The organism is Cupriavidus sp. U2 (assembly GCF_009663685.2).
Classification (GTDB): domain Bacteria; phylum Pseudomonadota; class Gammaproteobacteria; order Burkholderiales; family Burkholderiaceae; genus Cupriavidus; species Cupriavidus necator_C.
This window is the reverse complement of the sequence record NZ_RCOG02000027.1, coordinates 377,503-397,269: the sequence shown is the minus strand read 5'-3', so window position 1 is coordinate 397,269 and position 19,767 is coordinate 377,503. Positions and strand designations below refer to the sequence as shown.

Sequence of the window (19,767 nt, the reverse complement as noted above, 5' to 3'; positions counted from 1 at the left end):
CTTTGGCAGGTCAGTTCTGGCCGCTCGCCGGCTGGCGTGCGATGCGGGCCGCGTATTCGTCGTTGGCCCGCTGTTCGCGGCGTGTGGCGATCTGTTGTTCGCGCACTTCGGCACGCGTGATCAGCGTGTCGAAGGAATTCTGGCGGCGCTTCTGCTGTTGCCAGTTGGCGCGGCCGGCCAGCAGGTCGGCCTCGGCCTTGTCCAGCGCGGCGGTCTGCTGGCGGATGGCATGGTCGAGCGAGTCGAGAAAGCGCGAGAAATCCTGCCAGCGGCTGGACGTCATGCCTTCGGCCGCAATGACCTGCATGCGGGCGCGGTACTCGTGACGGTACTCGGTCAACGCGTGCAGCTGCTGCTCGGCTTGCGTGCGCAGGCCCTGCAGCCGGCCCAGCTCGCGCGTGGCCTTGTCCGTGTTGTCCTGGGCGATGTCGGCCAGGGTGTGCATCGGCGATGTCTTAGCCATGGTGGGTTGCTCCGATGGTCGCGTGCAGCTGGGCGATCGACACCTCGTAGCCGGCGCGCTCGTGGATGTCCTGCTGCAGGAATGCCTCCATGCGCGGATGCAGGCGGATCGCGAGGTCCAGCTCCGGATCGTTGCCGGGCACGTAGGCGCCCACGCTGATCAGGTCGCGATTGCGCTGGTAGCGCGACATCAACTGCTTGAATCGCCGCACGGAGGCAAATTGCGGCGGTTCGATCAAGGCGGTCATGGCACGGCTGATCGACGCTTCCACGTCGATGGCCGGATAGTGACCCGCTTCGGCCAGGCTGCGCGACAGCACGATATGGCCGTCGAGAATGGCGCGCGCCGAATCGGCAATCGGGTCCTGCTGGTCGTCGCCTTCGGTCAGCACGGTATAGAAGGCGGTAATCGAGCCGCCGCCTTCGGGGCCGTTGCCGGTGCGCTCCACCAGCGTCGGCAGCTTGGCGAACACCGATGGCGGATAGCCCTTGGTGGCCGGCGGCTCGCCGATGGCCAGGGCGATCTCGCGCTGGGCCATCGCGTAACGGGTCAGCGAATCCATGATCAGCAGCACGTGCTGGCCCTTGTCGCGGAAATACTCTGCCAGGCGCGTCGCGTAGGCGGCGCCCTGCATGCGCAGCAGCGGCGAGCAATCGGCCGGCGCGGCCACCACCACCGATCGCTTGCGGCCTTCCTCGCCGAGGATGTTCTCGATGAATTCCTTCACTTCGCGGCCGCGTTCGCCGATCAGGCCAACCACGATCACGTCGGCGTTCGTGTAGCGGGCCATCATGCCCAGCAGCACGGACTTTCCCACGCCGGAGCCTGCGAACAGGCCCATGCGCTGGCCGCGGCCAACGGTCAGCATGCCGTTGATGGCGCGCACGCCGGTATCGAGCACCGTTTCGATCGGAGCACGCATCAGCGGGTTGATCTGCGCGCCCGACAGCGGCACTTCGCTGGCGGCGGTGATCGGGCCCAGCCCGTCAAGCGGACGTCCGGCCGCGTCCAGCACCCGGCCCAGCAGGCCATCGCCCACGGGCAGGCGCTTGGAGCCCGGCTCGCGCGGGGCGCTCACGCCCCTGGGCAGCGGCGACGGTTCCAGCGGATAGACGCGGGCGCCCGGCACCAGGCCGGCCACGTCGGATTGCGGCATCAGGTAGAGGCGATCGGCGCCAAAGCCCACGACTTCGGCTTCGGCCGTGCGCGGGCCGCCATGCGAATGCTGGCCGCCCGGCAGTTCGATCAGGCAGTCGCTGCCCACGGGCATGCGCAGACCCACGGCTTCCAGCACCAGGCCGGCGGCACGCGTCAGGCGGCCGCAGGCACGCTTGCTGTCGATCTCGGCGATGTTCGACGAAGCGGTGGCCAGCGCATCGCGCCAGCGGCCGGTATGGGCTGCAGCGGAGGCGGTGTCTGGCGCCGTGGCCTGGGAATCATGCATGCGGGGGCTCCCACGGATCGTTGCGGCCCAGGGCCTTGATCACGCGCTCCCAGCGCGTGGCCAGCGTGCCGTCGAGTTCACCGCTGGCGGCGCTGGCGATGCAGCCGCCGCGCGCCACGGTGGCATCGGCGCGCACGGTCCAGCCGGCGGCTTCGAGTTCGCCCTTCAGGTGGGTTTCCACCAGCGCCACGTCTTCGGGGTTGAGCAGCAGGCAGGGCGCGCCGGACAGCGGCGGTTCGGCGTTGATCAGTTCGCGCGCGGCTGGCACCAGCGCGGCCGGGTCGATTTCCATCGTCTTGCGCACCAGCTGGCGTGCCACGTCGAGCGCCAGCGAAATCAGCGCGTCGGAGATCTCCGTATCGACACGGCCCAGCGCGTCGCGGAAGTTGCCGGCCAGTTCGTGCAGGCGGGCGGCTTCGCTGCGGGCCGATTCCAGCCCGCGGGCATAGCCTTCGCGGTGGCCGTCGCCGTAGCCCTGGGTCTGGCCCTGGGTGTAGCCCTGCGCATAGCCTTCCTTGCGTGCGCCGTCGCGCATGGCGTCCAGCGCGGCAAAGTCGATCGGCGGCGGGGGCGGGGGCTCGACCGGCAACTGCGCGGCCAGCGCTTTCTTCAGGGCGTCGCGCGGGTCAAGCGATTCGGGCTGCCAGCGTTTCCAGGCGTCGCCGCCCAGGCTCGATCGCACGGGCGCCTCGAAACCCTGGAAGTCTTCGTCGCTGCGGTGGACATTGGTGAGTCCACCGGAGAGCCCGCCGGATTGCTTTTCCGAAAGACCGCCGGCGCCCTGGGGCGCGCTGGGCGCGCCAAAGAACCCGGGATCGCCACGGCCCGGGCCGCGGCCTGCGGCAAAGCCGCGTTCAAACGTAGGCATCGTCGCCTCCGCCAATCTGGACTTCGCCGGCCTCGGCCAGGCGTCTCACCACCTGCAGGATGGCCTTCTGTTCGGCCTCGACCTGCGACACACGCACCGGACCCAGGGCTTCCAGGTCCTCGCGCAGCATTTCGCCGGCACGCGTCGACATGTTGCGGATGAACTTGTCGCGCAGTTCCTGCTGCGCGCCCTTGAGCGCGACGATAAGCGATTCGGTGGCCACTTCCTTGAGCACGCGCTGGATGCCGCGGTCGTCCACTTCCATCAGGTTCTCGAACAGGAACATCTCGTCGATGATCTTCTGCGCCAGGTCGGCGTCGTGCGAACGCACGCCGTCGATCACCGCTTCCTCGTGGGCCGTGCTCATCAGGTTGATGATCTCGGCCGCCGTGCGGACACCGCCCATGCGGCTGCGCTTCAGGCTCTGGCCTGCCAGCAGCTTGGTCAGCACGTCGGTCAGTTCCTGCAGCGCGCCCGGCTGCACGCCGCCGAACGTGGCGATACGCAGCACCACGTCGTTGCGCAGGCGTTCGGTGAAGAAGCCCAGGACTTCGGACGACTTCTGGCGGTCCAGGTGGATCAGGATGGTGGCGATGATCTGCGGGTGTTCGTCCTTGATCAGTTCGGCCACCGTGTTGGCTTCCATCCAGTTCAGCGAATCGATGCCACCGCCCGGGTCGCGCGATTCCAGGATGTCCTCGATCACCGACAGCGCGCGCTCCTCGCCCAGCGCCTTGTTCAGCACGCTCTTGATGAACGAGCTCGAATCGACGTTCAGGGCCAGGTACTGCTCGGTCTCGCCGCGGAACTCGGCCAGCACCTCGGCCATTTCCTCGCGGGTCACGGCCGACAGGTTGGCCATGGCGGAGCCCAGCTGCTGCACTTCGCGCGGCGACAGGTGCTTGAACACCTCGGCGGCCGAATCCTCGCCCACCGCCATCATCAGGATGGCGCTCTTCTGCAGGCCCTTGTCGGCCGCTCCCTTGCTAGCGTTAGCCTTCGTCATTTGCCATCCAGGTCTTGATTACGCTGGCGACCAGGCGCGGGTCGCGTTGCGCGGCGTCACGCACCAGGGCGAGATCGCTTTCATATTTCGCGGCCAGGCGCAGCACTTCCGGATTGGTTTCCTCTTCCGGCGGCGGCAGCGCGGCTTCGGCTGCGGTGGCGTCCGTGGCCTCGATGGTGGCAGGCAGGGCCGGCGTGGTGTACTTGCGCAGCACCGGGCGCGCCACCTTGAACCACAGGAACATCGCCAGCAGGGCCAGCAGCAGGTAGCCGACACCGGTCTTGGCCAGGTCGATTATCTGCGGCTGCTTCCACAGCGGCAGTTCCGGTTCCGTCTTGTTGTCGGCCGTGAACGGGCTGTTGACCACGTTCAGCGAATCGCCGCGATCGGCCGAGAAGCCCATCGCTTCCTTGGTCAGGTTCTCGATCTGGGCCAGTTCCTTGGCGGACAGCGCCTCGGTGACCGGCTTGCCCTTGGCGTCGACCTTGCTGCGGTAGTTCACCACCACGGCCACCGACAGGCGCTTCACGCCGCCCGGCGCCTGCTGCACGTGGCGCACGGTACGGTCGAGCTCGTAGTTGGTGGTGGCGTCGCGGCGGTTGCTGCTCGGGCCGGTCTTTTCGGCGGTCTGCGTGGCCTGGTTGGGCTGCGCCTGGGCCGGCGCGTTCGGCTGGCCGGGCTGGCGCGGCGGCTGCGGCGTGGTGACCGGGGCCACGGCGGCGGCCGGCGGCTGGTTGGACAGCGCGCCGGGCACGCCACCCACGGCGGAACCACCCTGCTGGTTCGATTCGCTGGTCTGCTGGCTGCGGATGGCCGCCTTGGTCGGATCCTGGTTCGGCTTGAAGCTCTCGTCGGTATGTTCGACCGACGAGAAGTCGATATCGGCCGTGACCTGGGCGTGGACGTTGTCCTTGCCGAGGATCGGAGCCAGGATCGATTCCACGCGCTTGACGTAGCTCTGTTCCACCTGCTGCACGAACTTGAGCTGGGTGGCGTCCATCGAACGGTCGCTGCTGCCGGACAGCAGGTTGCCGTGCTGGTCGACGATGGAGATCGATTTCGGGGTCAGTTCGGGCACGCTCGACGACACCAGGTGCGTGATCGCGGCCACCTGGCCTTCGTCAACGGCCCGGCCCGGGTAGAGCTGCAGCACCACCGACGCGGTGGGCTTCTGGCGTTCGCGCACGAACAGCGTGGGCTTGGGGATGGCCAGGTGCACGCGGGCCGACTGCACGGCGCCGATCGATTCGATCGAACGGGCCAGCTCGCCTTCCAGGCCGCGCTGGTAGTTCACCTGCTCGGCAAACTGGCTGATGCCGAACTTCTGGTTGTCCATCAGTTCCATGCCCGTGGTACCGCTCTTGGGCAGGCCCTGGCTGGCCAGGCGCAGGCGCGTCTCGGCAACCTTGTCGGCCGGCACCATGACGGCGCCGCCGCCTTCGGCGAACTTGTACGGCACGTTCATTTGCTGCAGCGACTGGATCACTGCACCACCGTCGCGCTCGGACAGGTTGGTGTACAGCACCTTGTAGTCCGGCTGGCGCGACCACATGACGCCCACGGCAATGGCGGCAACCAGCGCCGCGCCGCCCAGCATCAGGGGCAGACGCGGATTGCCCTTGAGCTTTTCGACCAGGGCCGCGCCGTTCGGCAGGGTGGCGGCCGCGTTCATGCGCGCGTCTCCGGCTTGGCCGGGCATTCCCTGCCCTTACCACTCAGGCCTTCGCTGCCGTTAATCATCTCGGCACGGCTCACTTTACGCTGCTGAAAAAACACGCGCACTCCCCGCGTTAGTTGAATCCCATGGAGTCAGGCGGCGAGACAAGAAACGCGTCGATCCGCCAGATCCGGCACGGTAGCGATGATCGGGCAGACGGGCGAGGAACAATCGGCTGAATAGGCGATGTTTTTCCGCCGATTTCAGCCTTTGGAAGGAGGCAGGCGGCCAGTACAGTGCGAGGGCTGAAACAGGATGGCGAGTAGCGCTTTCGTCACATTGATCCTGTCCCGACTGACCAACCTGTACGTGCCATGACCATTTCTTCCATCGAGGGCATGCTCCACCAACTGCGCGGCCTGGCGCAGGTGGCTGGCGGCGGAACCACCTCCCAGGCCGCGAATTCGGCTGCCACGGCCGGCTTTGCAGGCGAACTGCAACGCTCGCTGCAACGCCTGAACGCCACCCAGGAACGCGCCTACGGCCAGGCCGAGGCCTTTGAAGTGGGCAAGCCCGGCGTGTCGCTCAACGACGTGATGATCGACATGCAGAAGGCCAACATTTCGTTCCAGACCACCGTGCAGGTCCGTAACCGCCTGGCGGCTGCGTATCAGGAAATGATGAATATGGTCGTGTGAGAAGGGTAGGTTCGACGGATCGAATGCAACTCATGCGTCGGTCTTTGGCATGTGACATCGGTGGCCTCAGCTGAGATGACCTGGCCCGATGTGGAACGGGCAAACAGCAAAAGTATCGGGAATGAGCAAGGAACAACTGCGCGCACGGATTGCGGGTCTCGTCGATGAGTACGCCGCGCTTGTCGAAAGCGAGACGCCAGCATTCCAGCCGGGCCAGACTCCAGTCCCTCCGTCGGGCAAGGTCGTGGGTGCTGCCGAGATGAAGTCGATGGTTGAGGCATCGCTCGATGCGTGGCTGACCACTGGCCGCTTCAACGACGCTTTCGAGCAGCGACTGGGCAAGTTGCTTGGCGTGCGTCATGTGCTGACGGTCAATTCGGGGTCGTCGGCTAATCTGGTGGCCTTTGCGACGCTGACATCTCCCCGGCTGGGCTATCGCGCGATCCGTCCCGGTGACGAAGTGATCGGAGTGGCGGCGGGATTCCCGACGACGGTGAATCCAATCATTCAATGTGGTGCGGTGCCTGTCTTCGTGGATGTGGAAATGGGCACCTACAATATTGACGCCAGCCGTATCGAGGCCGCCATTACGCCGCGCACCAAGGCGATCATGCTGGCGCATACGCTGGGCAACCCATTCAATCTTGAAGTGGTTACCGCCCTCTGTCGGAAGCATGGACTGTGGCTGGTGGAGGATTGCTGCGATGCGCTTGGCGCGACATATGGTGGGCAGCTCGTCGGCACGTTCGGCGATATTGCGACGTTGAGCTTCTACCCCGCACACCACATCACGATGGGAGAGGGGGGCGCAGTCTTTACCAACAATGACACGCTCAAGGTCATCGCCGAGTCGTTTCGTGACTGGGGACGCGATTGCTATTGCCCACCGGGCAAGGACAATACCTGTGGCCGGCGATTCTGCTGGAAGCTCGGCGCATTGCCGGAAGGGTACGACCACAAGTACACGTACTCACACCTCGGGTACAACCTCAAGATCACCGATATGCAGGCCGCTTGCGGCCTGGCACAGATTGAGCGGGCTGAAGGGTTCATCGCTGCCCGTCGTCACAATTTCGGCTTCCTCAAGGAACGCCTTGCCGCATGCAGCGAGGCGCTGATTCTCCCGAAAGCCACGCCCGGGTCCGATCCGTCGTGGTTTGGATTTCCGGTCACGTTGCGGCCGGAGGCAGGCGTACGCCGTACCGACCTGGTGACTTATCTGGACCAGTTCCGGATCGGCACCCGACTGCTGTTCGCCGGCAATCTGACTCGACAGCCCTATATGCAGGGCCGCAACTATCGGGTGGTCGGGGACCTGACCAATTCGGACATCGTCATGAACGATACGTTCTGGCTTGGCATCTACCCTGGGTTGTCCGAATCGATGCTCGACTTTGTCGGCGAAAAGCTGGAGCAGTTCTTCGGAATCGGATTCTGAGCATGATTCTTCAGCCGCTGGCTATTTCCGGATGCTATCTGCTCAGAGTCGATCGACATGAAGATGCCAGAGGTGATTTTCTCAAGCTGTTCCAGGGCTCCACACTCGCGTCACACGCCTTGGAAGCCCGGTTTGCCGAGTCCTTTGTTTCGACGTCGAATGCAGGGGTCATCCGCGGGATGCATTTTCAGCGGCCTCCCAAGGACCATGCCAAGCTCGTAAGCTGTCTCAGTGGCTGCGCACGCGACGGTTTCACCGATTTGCGGCGCGGGTCGCCGACATTTGGCGTCAGTGTCAGCGTGATGCTCAGGGCCGAGGATCCCGCTGTACTGTACTTGCCGAGAGGCATCGCACATGGCTTTGCCGCCCATCGCGACGGTACCGCCATGTGGTACCTGGTGTCGTCCGAGCACGATCCGGCGCTGGACGCAGGCATCCATGCAGACAGTGTCGGCATAGACTGGTGGGAGGATGGGCCAGGTGTGACAACTGCGATCATGTCCGCGCGAGACCAGGCGCTTCCTGCGATGGCCGACTACCTGCCACGATCCGATTTTGGAATTGCCTGATATGGCGCGCGTGATCCTGACCGGAGCTTCGGGTTATGCGGGAGCTGCAGTGCTGCAAACGCTGCGGGCCGATGGCATCGAAGTGATGACCGCAGGCCGCCGCCCGGAGGATGCCATTCGGCTCGATCTATTGAATCCGCAGGCCATTGCCGAGCTGCGTCTGCCTCAGGTTGATGCGTGCATCCACGCGGCGGCGGCCCATGAGGTTGGCTGCCGCATGGATCCGGTGTCGGCGTGGACAGCAAACGTTACGGCAACGAGGGCCTTGCTGACGGCGCTTTCCCACGCCAGGGTGGGCCGGGTTGTCTACTTGTCGACGTTTCACGTGTACGGATCGCCTGCCGGCGAGATCGACGAACAATGCCAGCCGGTGCCGGCTACCGACTACGGCATGACGCACCTCGCCGCTGAACAGATGGTACGGATGTACGCGCGACAAGTCGGCATGCGCGCGACGGTGCTGCGACTGACCAATCTGTATGGAGTCCCGGCGTCATGGCACACGTTCGCTCGATGGTCGCTTGCGCCATTCGATTTTGCGCGGCAAGCAGTCCGCGATGGATCAATCCGACTGCTGTCCGATGGATCGCCGGTGCGCAGCTACGTTTCGCTCGAACAATTAACCGGTGCGGTCCGGGCAGCACTCAAGGATCAACTGCCGGAACTGACGCACGTGTCAGGGCAGCCGTGGAGGATGGGGGACCTCGCGAGACTATGCGCGGAGGTCGCGGGCCAAACGTTGGACCGAACGATTGATGTGAGCCTCGGTGGCGTCGGTGCGGAAGCACGAACTGGATCGACTGAGACGCCATACCGATTCTTCTCAAACCATTGGCCGTCCGAAGTGGACGAGCCGGTCATGTCGTCGCGCATGGCCAAGTTCCTGCGGTGCGTGGTGGAACATCTTGGCGGAGTTGTCAGGTGAACGAGATATCGGCGCTCGCGAAGGTCTCGCCGCTGGCAGACATTGAAAGCTCTGTGCGCGGCAACATGGTCAGGGTTGCCGACCATGTCACCGTGGACAGCTTTGTAAAGATTAAGTTTGCGGGGGGGGGCGGCGATGTCGAGATCGGAGCGCATGCCTACCTGAACTCCGGCGTTGTCATCTACTCGGGAAACGGTGTGAAGATAGGCCGTGGTGTCTTGATCGCCGCCAACACCACGCTGGCCCCTACCAACCACGAGTACCGTGAGAAGGCCCGCTCCATCATCGATCAGCGATTCATGCCTTCGCGCGGCGGCATCGACATTGGCGACGACTGCTGGATTGGTGCCAATTGCGTCTTGCTTGATGGCACGCGCCTTGGCATGGGAACCGTTGTGGGTGCAGGCACGGTTATCAAGGGCCATTGGCCGGACTACGCCGTCATCGCGGGAAGTCCCGCCCGGATCATCAAGTATCGGGAGTAGGGAAGGTCCACCAATTATATGGCGCTGAATTCCTCGATCTGGGATTCGCAGAGTGCGCGTGCCGTGGCAGGCTTGTCTTGCACGGAGCCATACCATCTGGCCGTTTCCGCTAGCGCGCGATCCAGGTCCCATCGCGGCTTCCAGCCCAGCGACCGGGTAGATTTGGATGAGTCGAGGTACAAGAAGGCCGCTTCGTGAGGCTGACTGGTGCTCGAGGTGCCATCCAATTCCCAGCTCAGGCCCGGCAGGTTCATCTTGAGACCTTGCAAGACGTCACTCACCGTGCGATTGTCCGCCGCGCTCGGCCCGAAGTTGAACGCATCCGCGAATCGGGCGCCATCCTCGCCGACAAGTCGTGCACCAAGCAGCAGATAGCCGTTCAGTGATTCCAGAACGTGCTGCCATGGACGGGTAGCGCCGGGGTTGCGTATGCGGAGCGTGTGACGCGCGGTGATCGCCCGAACTGCATCGGGAATCAGCCTGTCTTCCGACCAGTCACCACCGCCTATCACATTGCCTGCCCGGGCACTGGCGATACGCTGGTCCGATGCCGCGAGGAACGACTTGCGATAGCTGGAGACGACGAGTTCTGCTCCTGCCTTGCTCGCGCTGTAGGGATCGTGCCCGCCGAGGGGGTCTGTTTCGCGATACCCCCAGACCCATTCGTGGTTGTCGTAGCACTTGTCGGTGGTGACAACCACGACCGCCCGAACGGATGGGCACACTCGCACGGCTTCCAGCAGATGCACGCAACCCATGACGTTGGTGGACCAGGTGTCCAGGGGCGTCTGGTAGCTTTGCCGGACGAGGGGCCGCGCTGCCAGATGAAAAACGAATTTGGGCCTTGCCGCTTGCATGGCAGCCGTGAGCGCGGACGCATCGCGAATATCGGCGAAATGCTGGTTGTGCAGCGTCTGGCCGATCTGGGCAACGTCGAACAGACAGGGATCTGTCGCGGCAGGCAGCGAATAGCCGGTCACGCGAGCCCCCAGCCGTGCCAACCAAAGTGCCAGCCAGCCGCCCTTGAATCCCGTGTGCCCGGTGAGGAAGACGTCACTCCCTCGATAACATTCCAGCATTCCCATTACCACTGTTTCCAGGGGGCTTTGCCCGATTGCCACAGATCCTCTAGCAGGTTCTTCTCGCGAAGGGTATCCATCGGTTGCCAGAATCCCGAGTGTTCAAAGGCCAGCAGGTGGCCACGCTTGGCAAGCTCGCCCATTGGCGCCTGCTCCCACGCCGTTTTGTCATCCGCGATCAAGTCGATGACCTCCGGCTGCAATACGAAGAACCCACCGTTGATCCATCCGCCGTCACCGCGGGGCTTTTCGGTAAAGCCGGACACCATGCCTTCGCGCGTGCGCTCCAGTGCTCCATAGCGGCCAGGCGGCTGCACGGCACCCACCGTGGCCCAGCGTCCGTGGCGTTTGTGGAAGGCAATCTCGCCGCTGATGTCGATATCGGACACGCCATCGCCATAGGTGAAGCAGAAGCTCTCGCCGGGGGGCAGGTATTGGCGCACGCGGCGCAGACGCCCACCTGTCTGGGAATCCTCGCCGGTGTCCACGAGTGTTATCCGCCAAGGCTCGGCCTTCTGGCAATGCACTTCCATGCCGTTGGTAGACATGTCAAACGTTACGTCCGACGTATGCAGGAAGTAGTTTGCGAAGTACTCCTTGATCATGTACCCCTTGTAGCCCAGGCAAACGATGAACTCGTTGACGCCGTGTGCGGAGTACATCTTCATGATGTGCCAGAGGATTGGCTTGCCGCCAATCTCGATCATCGGTTTGGGACGCAGATGCGATTCCTCGGCGATACGCGTGCCAAGGCCGCCCGCAAGGATGACGGCTTTCATGTGCGTGCTGGCTCAAGGGTCAAACCAAGAATGTCGAAGGGCGTTGGCACCGGGCTTTGGTCGAGATGCGAAAGCTCGATCCCAAACGAGTTGGCCAGGAGTTCCTTCAGTGCGGACTTGTCGATCTGGTACGCATCCATGCGCGCGCTAAGCAGACGATAGAGCGGCAGTGAATAGCTGCGCAGTCCGATTGCTTCGATCAGCAGCGCCAGGGACTCGTCCCATTCGCCCTTCTCGTGATGCACCTCCGCCATCGCATAGGCAACCAGCCAGTGTCGGTGCCAGACGCTTGTCACGTTTTCGAGCAGGCTGAGCAGTTGGGGATGCTCGTGTTTCGCCAGCAGGGCGCCAACGGCCGCGATGATGTCTCCCAGTTGGTGGAGTTCGCCGCCAAAGAAGATTGGACGCTCGTCGTGTGGAACCTCCGGCTGCGAGGCTTCTCCGCAGTCGACCAATCCCGCGATCGTGTGCTCGAACCATCGGCTGAACCCTGCCGCATCCGAGATCGGCGCCTTCTCGAACCGTTGGCGCAATGACAGTCGAAGGTCATTCAGGAAACCGATATCGCTGGCCAGTTGAACAGCCCGTTCGACATACTCTTGATCGGATGCGCAGACCAGCGCCTGCAGCCCGACGGCACGCAAGATGGTCGCGGAAATTCGACGGTGGAATGCGGCACCTTCGCGTGTGATAACGGGAACCCCCATCCAAAGTGCATCACAAGTTGTGGTGCCGCCAGTCATCGGAGTGGTGTCCAGGGCCACATCGATCCGATGGTAAGTCAGATACTGGTTGCGACTGTCGCGCGTGACCAGATCCACTCGATCTGTATCGATTCCTGCCAGTGCCAGCCGTTCCAGCAGGGTCTGCTTGACAGATTCGTTGTCGAGACCGTGTGCTTCCACGAGCAGCCGGCTACTCGAGCAATTGGCAAGGACGGCGCTCCAGAGCTGCAGGGTCTGGCTCGTCAGCTTGGAGATGGTGTTGCAAGAGCCGAAGGTAATGAAGCCACTGCCCAACGCGGGCGTGGGCCGAACGCGATAGCGGTCTGCGTAGATGTCCAGCGGGGCGCTCACCAATGGATGGTACGTACAGAAGACTTCAGGCGCTCGCAGCAGGGTTTCGGTGTAGGCGTCGTCTGCGCCTTCCGGGTCGGCGGTCCAGTCGCTGATGCGGTACTGGACTTCGTCAACGCCTGTGGTTCCCGGATAGCCGAGCCACGTCACCTGCGAGGGCGCAAGCTGACTGGCCATGTACCTGAGCGGCGACAGGCGGGTATGGCCGCCGAGATCGATCAAAACATCCGTGTCGACGGTTTGAATGTGTTCCACGACCTGCTGAGCCGACAGCCCGGAAAGATCATGGAACATGTCCGCATAGTGTCCAAGCTTTTCAGTGATCCGATCCTTCTCCCGGCCAATCGAGAAAAGATGAACATCAAATTTTCGATGATCGATATTGGCCAGGAGTGGAATCAGGAAGTAGGCGCAGGCGTGCCGATTGAAGTCGGCGGACAGTATGCCTAGTCGTAGCCTAACGGTTGATCGCTGCTTTGCTGGCTGCGTTGACGCGGTCGGATAGCGTACGAAGTGCCGGCCCGCCTCTTCCGCTTCCTGGCGAATGTCGACGGCACTCAATTCGTCATCGAACAATAGTGCGTAGAGCAGGTTTGATCGAGCGGCATGATCTGCCGGCGAAAGCTTGCAAGCCTTCCGGAACTGTTCAATAGCTTCGCGCGCAAGGCCGGTATGCAGCAGCGTGGATCCGTAATTGCTAAGCACCTGTGCATCGTCGGGAAAGATGGCGAGTGCGCGTTGCGCCGCATGTTTGGCGGCAGCATAGTTCGATAGCTGAAATTGGACGTTCGTATAGTTAATCCATGCGGTACCAGATGGCGAGCTGCTGGCGACGCAACGGGATAGTATCGATTCTGCTTCCGGATATCTTCCAGTCTTGATCAGAGTGACGCCAAGTTGTTCACTCAGAAGCTCATGCTCCGGAAAGTACCCCAGTCCCTCCCGTAGCAACGCCTCTGCGTCCGAAAACCGGTGTTGATGCAGGGCGGCCGTGGCGCGGATGAAGTACGCGACAGGGTTTTTCCTGTTCTGCTTCTGTGCCGCCGTCGCGTATCTGTCGGCTTCTTCAAAGCGTGCTTCGTGAAAACATTGCCATGCATCGCGGAGCAGCTGCTCAGTTTGCTTTGCCTGGTGCGACTGACGGCTGGCTTGTACTTTCATTCGGTTGCCGGCTGACGGCTATGGAGGAGATTTGCAAAGCTCGCGCTCGAGCCTTGGCCATGCTGCCACCATATCCGTATTCGGACCGCCGCAATGGTCAGAACAGAGGGTGAAATCGTCGCCACCTTGCTGCGTAATCGCCGGTCGTTTCAGGTGGCCGCATTCTCCAACTGATGCAGCCACGCCAGCAACTGCGCCACGGCCAGATAGAGCTGGGGCGGAATCTGTGAATCCATGTCCACCTGCATCAGCAGGTTGACCAGCGCCGGCGAGTTGTGGACGTAGACGCCGGCCTCTTGCGCGCGCGCGATGATCGACTCTGCGGTCACGCCGTAGCCCTTGGCCACCACGCGCGGGGCCTTCTCACCTTCCTCGTAGGACAGCGCAACCGCCGCGCCACGCGATGCGTCGGTCATGTCGAGGCTCCGTTTTCCATGGATGTTGCGTCGGCACGGGCCGTGATATTGCCCACGGTGAAGCCGCTGGCCGCGAGCCGGCCGTGCAGGTCCGGAATCGCGGCGCTGAGCCGCGTGATCGTATCGTCCAGCGATGCGTTGACGCGCACGTCGAGCATCGATGGCGATAGCGTCAGGTTGGCTTCGACCATGCCCATGCCGGGCATCTGCACGATCAGCCGCGTGGTCCAGCTTCGCGCCTGATGCGGTGCGCCCGACCCATCTTCGTCGACCAGAGCCGGCGAGACTTCCCAATTCATCTGGGTGCCGGACCAGGCCTCGCCCTGCCAGCGGAACTGCTGGGCGGCCATGAGTTCGAGCTGCTGGCGCATCAGGCTTTCCGTCGCGGGATGCACGACCGGCCCTTGCGGCGGCGCGGGCGGCGCACCGGCGGCCGGCTCGGATGCCGGTGCGTGAGAGGGCAGTAGTGAGGCGCGCACCGGTTCGCCTGCGTGTGCGACGTTAGCGTAGGACTGGGCGGCTTGCAGCAGTTGCGTACGTGCGCCTTCGGGGGCTGGAATCGGCTGGCCGACGGTGATCGTACGGGTGACGGGTGGGTGGCGGCCGAAGGACGAGACTTCCGCGGCGCGATTGGCCGCCATGTTGCCCCCGGTGCTCGTCCCCGCCGAGCCCTGTGCAGGGTTACCATTGCGGCCGGCGGTTTCACCGTCCGGTGCATCGGGCAAGCCACCGGCTGCAAGCATCGCCGCGCGGGCCGCATCGGCGGCGCGTGGCGAATAGGGCAGGGCCAGCAACTGGCGCAGCGGTTCGTCCGCATGAGTCTGTTCTGCCGCGCCACCGGCGGCGGCACACGCCAGCATGGCCTGTGGCTCGCGCGCGATGTCCTTGAGTGGGCGTGCGCCGCTCACCCACTCGGCAAGATGCGCTTCGTAGAACATGCCGCTTTGATCGACCACGCCGGCCAGCTTGGTGGCCAGCAGCGGTGCGGATTGCATCTCCGTGCGCGTGGCGAGTGGCGCTGCCGCCTTTAGTGCGGCGGTCTCGCCGTCGGCATTCGCGAGCAGGTAGAGAATCGTGCGCGCGGCAAAGCTCAGTGTTTCGCGCGTGGAGGTGACAATGGTGCCGGCGGCGTTTCCAGCCGCCGCATCGCCCGGCCGTGCGCCAGGCACGCGGCCCGTGGTGCCGAGATCGGTGCTGGTGTCACGCGAATTGGCTTCGTTCGTGTCCTGGACCGGCATCAGCGCGGCCAGTTTGTCTACCGCTAGGGCCGTTCGCTGCGTCAGCAGGTCGTTACGCGCAAGCTGGCCTGCGTCGGGTTGGGTATGAATCGGTATGGACATGGAACGGGCCGCGACGCGGGGCGCCGCGCAAGTCTGCACTCAAGGCCTGCAGTGGGGCAGGACAGGCGTCTCGCGCGGATACGTTTCGGAGGAGCCTCTTACGCGGAGACGCCGTAGGCGTCGTTGACGCCGCGGCGGCGGCGCGCATTGCCGAGCAGTTCCCCCAGGCGTTGCAGTTGCGGCATGACCAGGTCGCGAATCGCGGCGTCGTGCGCGAGCAGCCTGGCCAACAGCGCCTGATGCTGCATGCGTTCCTGCAGCGTCGCGGGCGGCGGCGGGTTCTTACTGCGCAGTGCGTCCACCTGGGCCACGTACACGCGCTGGACTTCCGTCATCGCGTCCCAGTTGTCATGACGGGCGGCTTCGAGCATCTGCTCGGAGAGCAGGACGAGCTCCTCGTAGATCTGGATGACCGAGGCATTGGCAGGCATATTGGAGTACATCGTCTCAGCTCCTCGGAGGATTACGAGTTGGCAACCATCGGCTGCGGGGCACCCTGCTCGCCGTTGGCGGCCGGGTTGCTGATCTGCGCCCAGGCGTTGGCGAGATCCTGCAGCAGGCCGTCGACCTGAGCGAGCAGGGCCTCGTCGTTGTGCAGGTTGGCCAGCATCAGCTGGCGCGACATGTAGTCGTAGAGCCGTTCGAGATCGGCGGCAACATCGCCGCCGGCATTGTGATCGAGCACGGCGCGCAGGCCGTTGTCGATGATGTCGATCGACTTGGAGATGGCGTTGCCCTTGGCGGCGATGTCGCCACCGGCCATGTGGAACTTGGCACGGGCGATCGCGGCGCGCGCCCCGTCGTAGAGCATGACGATCAGCTGGTGCGGGCTGGCACTCATGGCTCCGGTTTCGACGCCCACCTGGGCGTAGGTATTGACGGCACTGCGGCGCGCGAACATGTGGACTCCTGCTGTTGGCTGATGTTACTTCTTGCTGCTCGTACCGTTCATGGCGCTGAACTGCTGCGTCAGGTATGAACTGGTCTGGTTCATCTGCGACACCGCCAAGTCGAGTGCCGTGAACTGCGTGCGGTAGTTGGCGATCGTGTCGTTGATGCGACTTTGCTCGCTCGCGTACTGCGCACTGAGATCCTTGAGCGTCTGGTTGATACCGTCCTGCGCGCTCTTGAGCATGCCGTTGGTATCGGAGAAGCCGGAGATCGTCGAATCAATCTGGCGCCCGATGCCACCCTTGGTGCCATCGCCGCCGAACAGTTGCGCGACGCCTCCCGGATTGCTGGCCAACGCCGCGGAGAGCTTGGTGTCGTTCACGGACATCGTTCCGTCCTTCTGGAACGAGACCCCGATCTGCGACAGCATTGTGTAGGCGCCGCCGGATTGCGGCGTGTTCATCAGGCCGCGCAGGCGCGTCTGGATGTTGCGCAGCACGCTGTCGCCGGTCAGCGGCGAGTTGGTGCCCGCCGAGGTGTCGAACGCGGTGAGCTGGTTGGCTGCGGCTTGCAGGTTGTTGTAACCCGACACGAACGCATTGACGGCGGCTTTCATCGAGTCGGTGTCGCTCGTCACGGTCAGGTTGGTCGTACCGGTTTGCGACAGCGTCATCGTCACGCCCTGAGCCGCTTCCTTCACCGTGTTGCTGGCGCTGATTACGGCGATGCCGTTCACGGTCAGGGTGGCATCGGTGGCGCGCACGGTCTGGCGTACGCCATTGGCCGTCGTGGCCGTACTCGCATTCATCGCTGCCGGGTCGAAACCGATCAGGTTCTGCAGATCGGCCGAACTGCTGGAGATGCGCATGCTATTGGCCGCACCGGTGTTCGTCGAGGTCATCACCAGGTGATAGGGCGTGCCGCTGCCATCGTTGACCAGGCTGGCGGTCACACCAATGTTCGCCTTGTTGATCGCGTCGCGAATACCTTGCAGCGAGTTGTTGCTGCTGTCGATCGTCACCGTCTTGGTCGAACCCGCGGTGGCGTTGAAGCCCGGGGGGTTGTACGCGCCGGTGGTGCTGTCATAGCCCGTGACGGTGCCGAAGTCGAACGTGAGCGTGGCCGGCAGGGTACCGGTCACCACTGCGGCGTCCTGCTTGGCCACGCCGACGCTCACCAGCGATTGCGATTGGGCCAGGCCGGTCACGTTGATCGCATAGGAGCCCGCCGCGGCACTGGTGCTCGTGGCCACGGTCATCACGGCGGTGTTGCTCGCGCTGGCCTTCACGGCCTGGAACGTGGCGGCACTTCCTAGCTTGCTTGCCGTCGATTGAAATGCAGACAGCACGCTTTGCAGCGTGCCGTATGCGGAGAGCTTTGCCTGGAAGGACGACTGCTGGCTCTGAATCTGGGTGAGCGGTGCGCTTTCCGCGGTGGTGAGCTGGTCCAGCAGTGTGTTCAGTTGCAGGCCGGAACCGATGCCAAGGGAGGAGACGGATGTCATGCTGTTGCCTCGATGCTTGCGGGGGTGTTTCGATCGTCGAACGTCTTCGGGTTCTTCCGGTGCTTTATGCCGATTGCCGCACCAGCAACCCCTGCAGCTTGTTCAGCGCATGGGCGATGCGCACCATCTCTTCCGACGGCAACTGGCGGATGACCTCGCCGGTTTCACGATCCACGACCTTGGTGATGACCTTGTGGGTCACATCGTCGATCTCGAATTGCAGGCCGAACGGCGTGGTGCGCAGTGCATCGCGCAATTCGCTGACGGCGGCCGTCATGTCCTTTGGCAGCGCCTCGCGGCTGGCATCGCCGGCGGGCGCGTTATCCACGGCTGCTTGCGGGATTTTGTTGGGAACCCCGGCGGGCGTGATGACTTCGGCTTGCTGCGACACGGCAGCGGACAGGGTGACGGCGGCTGCGGCGGAAATGCTCATGGTCCGGTCTCTCTGGTGCGGGCAATGACGAGCGATGCGTCAGGGGGAAGTGCTAGGCAAGCGGTAGTCCGCTTGCCTAGCACTCCGCAGGAAACCGGGCCCAAGGGCCTGGTTTCCTGCGGAACGCGGCGGTGCGATTAACGCAGCAGCGACAGCACGCCTTGCGTGGTCTGGTTGGCCTGGGCCAGAACCGACGTACCAGCTTGTTGCAGAATGTTCGCGCGGGTCATGTTCGACACTTCCGTTGCGTAGTCTGCGTCCTGGATGCGCGAACGCGACGACGACAGGTTCGTCACGGTCGTGCCCAGGTTGGCGATCACCGAGTCAAAACGGTTCTGCACGGCGCCGAGCGAGCTGCGCAGGTCGTCAACCTTCTTCAGGGCTGCGTCGATAGCGGCCAGCGGGCTGGCAGTCGTACCCTTTTGCAGGTCGGAAACCGAGATCTTCGAGGTGTCAACCGTGAAGGCAGCCGTCGTAGCGGCCGTGGTCGTGTCGGCGGACTGCGGGTCCAGAGCAACGTAACGATAGACCGTGTTGCCGGTGCTAGTTCCGGTGTTCCAGGCGGCGTCGCTGAAGCCCTGATTCTGCAGCGAGGAAGCTTCGCCAGCCGACTGCGTCTTGATGGCGACTTCCGCAAACAGCGTGCCGTTCTTGTCTGCCACGGCATTGCCGGTCAGCACGGCGCCACCGGCGGCCAGGCCCAGCTTGGTCGACAGGGCGTCGGTGACTTTTTCGCCAACCGTCGTCTGCGTGACGGCGGTGGTCGAACCGTAGAGGTTTTGCAGTTGAGCGGCGGTCGGCTTTTCGCTGGCGGCCGAAGCCGCGGTGCCGTCGAAGGAGAAGCTACCCGTAGCTTGCGGGCCCGACACGCTGAACGTTTGCAGACCCAGCGTCTTCGAGCTGATTTCCGACAGGTTGATCGAGATCGTCTCGGTGTCGTTGGCGCCAACCTGGATCGTCAGCGGCTTGGCAGCCGACGACAGCACCTTCACGCCGTTGAAGTCGGTCTGAGCCGAGGTACGGTCGATTTCCGACAGACGCTGGGTGATTTCGTCCTGGATCGACTTCAGGTCGGACGACGAGTTCGAGCCGTTGGCGGCTTGGACCGACAGTTCACGGATACGTTGCAGGTTGTTGTTGACTTCCGTCAGCGCGCCTTCCGTCGTTTGCGCCAGCGAGATGCCGTCGTTGGCGTTGCGCTGAGCTTGCGTCAGGCCGCGGATGTTGGCGGTGAAACGGTTGGCGATGGCCTGGCCGGCTGCATCGTCCTTTGCGCTGTTGATACGCAGACCCGACGACAGGCGCTGGATCGCCGTGTTCAGCGACGACTGCGATGCGTTCAGGTTGTTCTGCGTCATCAGAGACAACGAGTTGGTATTAATGACTTGCGCCATGGTACGACTCCTATTTGCAATGTTTTAGGCATTCCGGCGGGTGCCGTAACGTTGGCTGCCTGCAGTGCAGGGCGTAGAGTGCCTCCGTTGCAAAGGTTATCGACCGTGGGTGAGAAGACTTTAGAGTGACTTTTGCGCGTG

General features: G+C 63.6%; 20 protein-coding genes. 5 read left to right on the top strand and 15 right to left on the bottom strand.

Features of this window, described 5'->3' with window-relative positions:
- Window positions 1–10: 10 nt before the first annotated feature.
- From fliJ to fliF, 5 genes are read right to left on the bottom strand one after another with little or no spacing between them, the layout of a single operon-like run.
- Window positions 11–463, bottom strand: coding sequence for a flagellar export protein FliJ (gene fliJ, locus D9X30_RS21395; protein WP_092599383.1), 453 nt, complete (start codon window positions 461–463; stop codon window positions 11–13).
- Complete coding sequence (fliI, locus tag D9X30_RS21390; protein ID WP_153945875.1) at window positions 456–1,907, bottom strand: flagellar protein export ATPase FliI; 1,452 nt, start codon at window positions 1,905–1,907, stop codon at window positions 456–458. Before fliI ends, fliJ begins: the two co-directional genes overlap by 8 nt.
- Window positions 1,900–2,775 (bottom strand): flagellar assembly protein FliH, encoded by an 876-nt coding sequence (fliH, locus tag D9X30_RS21385; protein ID WP_153945876.1) that lies wholly within the window; start codon window positions 2,773–2,775, stop codon window positions 1,900–1,902. Before fliH ends, fliI begins: the two co-directional genes overlap by 8 nt.
- Window positions 2,762–3,781 carry a flagellar motor switch protein FliG gene (fliG, locus tag D9X30_RS21380; RefSeq protein ID WP_153945877.1) on the bottom strand — a complete coding sequence of 340 codons (1,020 nt, stop codon included), beginning with the start codon at window positions 3,779–3,781 and terminating at the stop codon, window positions 2,762–2,764. Before fliG ends, fliH begins: the two co-directional genes overlap by 14 nt.
- Window positions 3,768–5,453 (bottom strand): flagellar basal-body MS-ring/collar protein FliF, encoded by a 1,686-nt coding sequence (gene fliF, locus D9X30_RS21375; RefSeq protein WP_153945878.1) that lies wholly within the window; start codon window positions 5,451–5,453, stop codon window positions 3,768–3,770. The genes fliG and fliF overlap by 14 nt, the downstream gene beginning before the upstream one ends.
- A 359-nt stretch (window positions 5,454–5,812) precedes the next feature.
- Between fliF and fliE the strand changes: the two genes are divergently transcribed.
- The 5 genes from fliE to D9X30_RS21350 all read left to right on the top strand — a co-directional run bounded on the left by fliE (window position 5,813) and on the right by D9X30_RS21350 (window position 9,553).
- On the top strand, window positions 5,813–6,136 hold the full coding sequence (fliE, locus tag D9X30_RS21370; RefSeq protein ID WP_153945879.1) for a flagellar hook-basal body complex protein FliE: 324 nt from the start codon (window positions 5,813–5,815) through the stop codon (window positions 6,134–6,136).
- A gap of 121 nt (window positions 6,137–6,257) precedes the next feature.
- The gene (gene rfbH / locus D9X30_RS21365; RefSeq protein WP_153945880.1) at window positions 6,258–7,574 is read left to right on the top strand and encodes a lipopolysaccharide biosynthesis protein RfbH; all 1,317 of its coding nucleotides are present in this window, start codon (window positions 6,258–6,260) and stop codon (window positions 7,572–7,574) included.
- A 2-nt stretch (window positions 7,575–7,576) separates the two neighbouring features.
- Window positions 7,577–8,143, top strand: a complete 567-nt coding sequence (locus tag D9X30_RS21360; protein WP_153945881.1) for a dTDP-4-dehydrorhamnose 3,5-epimerase family protein — start codon at window positions 7,577–7,579, stop codon at window positions 8,141–8,143.
- 1 nt (window position 8,144) lies between these two features.
- Window positions 8,145–9,068, top strand: a complete 924-nt coding sequence (locus D9X30_RS21355) for an NAD-dependent epimerase/dehydratase family protein (protein ID WP_153945882.1) — start codon at window positions 8,145–8,147, stop codon at window positions 9,066–9,068.
- Window positions 9,065–9,553, top strand: a complete 489-nt coding sequence (locus tag D9X30_RS21350) for an acyltransferase (RefSeq protein WP_249641038.1) — start codon at window positions 9,065–9,067, stop codon at window positions 9,551–9,553. The genes D9X30_RS21355 and D9X30_RS21350 overlap by 4 nt, the downstream gene beginning before the upstream one ends.
- 14 nt (window positions 9,554–9,567) lie before the next feature.
- Here the strand turns inward: D9X30_RS21350 and rfbG are convergent, their stop codons facing one another.
- From rfbG to D9X30_RS21300, 10 genes are all read right to left on the bottom strand, one after another.
- On the bottom strand, window positions 9,568–10,638 hold the full coding sequence (gene rfbG, locus D9X30_RS21345; RefSeq protein ID WP_228770752.1) for a CDP-glucose 4,6-dehydratase: 1,071 nt from the start codon (window positions 10,636–10,638) through the stop codon (window positions 9,568–9,570).
- Window positions 10,638–11,411 (bottom strand): glucose-1-phosphate cytidylyltransferase, encoded by a 774-nt coding sequence (gene rfbF, locus D9X30_RS21340; RefSeq protein WP_153945883.1) that lies wholly within the window; start codon window positions 11,409–11,411, stop codon window positions 10,638–10,640. The genes rfbG and rfbF overlap by 1 nt, the downstream gene beginning before the upstream one ends.
- Window positions 11,408–13,648 (bottom strand): O-linked N-acetylglucosamine transferase, SPINDLY family protein, encoded by a 2,241-nt coding sequence (locus tag D9X30_RS21335; RefSeq protein ID WP_153945884.1) that lies wholly within the window; start codon window positions 13,646–13,648, stop codon window positions 11,408–11,410. Before D9X30_RS21335 ends, rfbF begins: the two co-directional genes overlap by 4 nt.
- A gap of 149 nt (window positions 13,649–13,797) precedes the next feature.
- On the bottom strand, window positions 13,798–14,064 hold the full coding sequence (locus D9X30_RS21330) for an EscU/YscU/HrcU family type III secretion system export apparatus switch protein (protein ID WP_153945885.1): 267 nt from the start codon (window positions 14,062–14,064) through the stop codon (window positions 13,798–13,800).
- Window positions 14,061–15,404 (bottom strand): flagellar hook-length control protein FliK, encoded by a 1,344-nt coding sequence (fliK, locus tag D9X30_RS21325; RefSeq protein WP_153945886.1) that lies wholly within the window; start codon window positions 15,402–15,404, stop codon window positions 14,061–14,063. Before fliK ends, D9X30_RS21330 begins: the two co-directional genes overlap by 4 nt.
- Before the next feature lie 98 nt (window positions 15,405–15,502).
- Window positions 15,503–15,847 carry a flagellar protein FliT gene (locus D9X30_RS21320; RefSeq protein WP_153945887.1) on the bottom strand — a complete coding sequence of 115 codons (345 nt, stop codon included), beginning with the start codon at window positions 15,845–15,847 and terminating at the stop codon, window positions 15,503–15,505.
- A gap of 20 nt (window positions 15,848–15,867) precedes the next feature.
- Window positions 15,868–16,305, bottom strand: coding sequence for a flagellar export chaperone FliS (gene fliS / locus D9X30_RS21315; protein ID WP_153945888.1), 438 nt, complete (start codon window positions 16,303–16,305; stop codon window positions 15,868–15,870).
- Between the two features lie 24 nt (window positions 16,306–16,329).
- Window positions 16,330–17,799: a flagellar filament capping protein FliD gene (gene fliD / locus D9X30_RS21310; protein ID WP_153945889.1), complete on the bottom strand. Its 1,470-nt coding sequence runs from the start codon at window positions 17,797–17,799 to the stop codon at window positions 16,330–16,332.
- A 64-nt stretch (window positions 17,800–17,863) separates the two neighbouring features.
- The gene (locus tag D9X30_RS21305) at window positions 17,864–18,232 is read right to left on the bottom strand and encodes a flagellar protein FlaG (protein WP_153945890.1); all 369 of its coding nucleotides are present in this window, start codon (window positions 18,230–18,232) and stop codon (window positions 17,864–17,866) included.
- A gap of 137 nt (window positions 18,233–18,369) precedes the next feature.
- Window positions 18,370–19,626 (bottom strand): FliC/FljB family flagellin, encoded by a 1,257-nt coding sequence (locus D9X30_RS21300; RefSeq protein WP_153945891.1) that lies wholly within the window; start codon window positions 19,624–19,626, stop codon window positions 18,370–18,372.
- Window positions 19,627–19,767 lie beyond the last annotated feature (141 nt).

Bases quoted from the DNA above. Each gene is read 5' to 3' on its own strand.
- rfbG (WP_228770752.1), bottom strand. From the start codon at position 10,638: ATGGGAATGCTGGAATGTTATCGAGGGAGTGACGTCTTCCTCACCGGG.
- fliI (WP_153945875.1), bottom strand. From the start codon at position 1,907: ATGCATGATTCCCAGGCCACGGCGCCAGACACCGCCTCCGCTGCAGCC.
- D9X30_RS21320 (WP_153945887.1), bottom strand. From the start codon at position 15,847: ATGTACTCCAATATGCCTGCCAATGCCTCGGTCATCCAGATCTACGAG.
- D9X30_RS21360 (WP_153945881.1), top strand. From the start codon at position 7,577: ATGATTCTTCAGCCGCTGGCTATTTCCGGATGCTATCTGCTCAGAGTC.
- rfbH (WP_153945880.1), top strand. From the start codon at position 6,258: ATGAGCAAGGAACAACTGCGCGCACGGATTGCGGGTCTCGTCGATGAG.
- D9X30_RS21355 (WP_153945882.1), top strand. From the start codon at position 8,145: ATGGCGCGCGTGATCCTGACCGGAGCTTCGGGTTATGCGGGAGCTGCA.
- fliD (WP_153945889.1), bottom strand. From the start codon at position 17,799: ATGACATCCGTCTCCTCCCTTGGCATCGGTTCCGGCCTGCAACTGAAC.
- fliH (WP_153945876.1), bottom strand. From the start codon at position 2,775: ATGCCTACGTTTGAACGCGGCTTTGCCGCAGGCCGCGGCCCGGGCCGT.
- fliK (WP_153945886.1), bottom strand. From the start codon at position 15,404: ATGTCCATACCGATTCATACCCAACCCGACGCAGGCCAGCTTGCGCGT.
- rfbF (WP_153945883.1), bottom strand. From the start codon at position 11,411: ATGAAAGCCGTCATCCTTGCGGGCGGCCTTGGCACGCGTATCGCCGAG.
- D9X30_RS21335 (WP_153945884.1), bottom strand. From the start codon at position 13,648: ATGAAAGTACAAGCCAGCCGTCAGTCGCACCAGGCAAAGCAAACTGAG.
- D9X30_RS21300 (WP_153945891.1), bottom strand. From the start codon at position 19,626: ATGGCGCAAGTCATTAATACCAACTCGTTGTCTCTGATGACGCAGAAC.
- fliF (WP_153945878.1), bottom strand. From the start codon at position 5,453: ATGAACGCGGCCGCCACCCTGCCGAACGGCGCGGCCCTGGTCGAAAAG.
- fliS (WP_153945888.1), bottom strand. From the start codon at position 16,305: ATGTTCGCGCGCCGCAGTGCCGTCAATACCTACGCCCAGGTGGGCGTC.
- fliJ (WP_092599383.1), bottom strand. From the start codon at position 463: ATGGCTAAGACATCGCCGATGCACACCCTGGCCGACATCGCCCAGGAC.
- D9X30_RS21330 (WP_153945885.1), bottom strand. From the start codon at position 14,064: ATGACCGACGCATCGCGTGGCGCGGCGGTTGCGCTGTCCTACGAGGAA.
- fliE (WP_153945879.1), top strand. From the start codon at position 5,813: ATGACCATTTCTTCCATCGAGGGCATGCTCCACCAACTGCGCGGCCTG.
- fliG (WP_153945877.1), bottom strand. From the start codon at position 3,781: ATGACGAAGGCTAACGCTAGCAAGGGAGCGGCCGACAAGGGCCTGCAG.
- D9X30_RS21305 (WP_153945890.1), bottom strand. From the start codon at position 18,232: ATGAGCATTTCCGCCGCAGCCGCCGTCACCCTGTCCGCTGCCGTGTCG.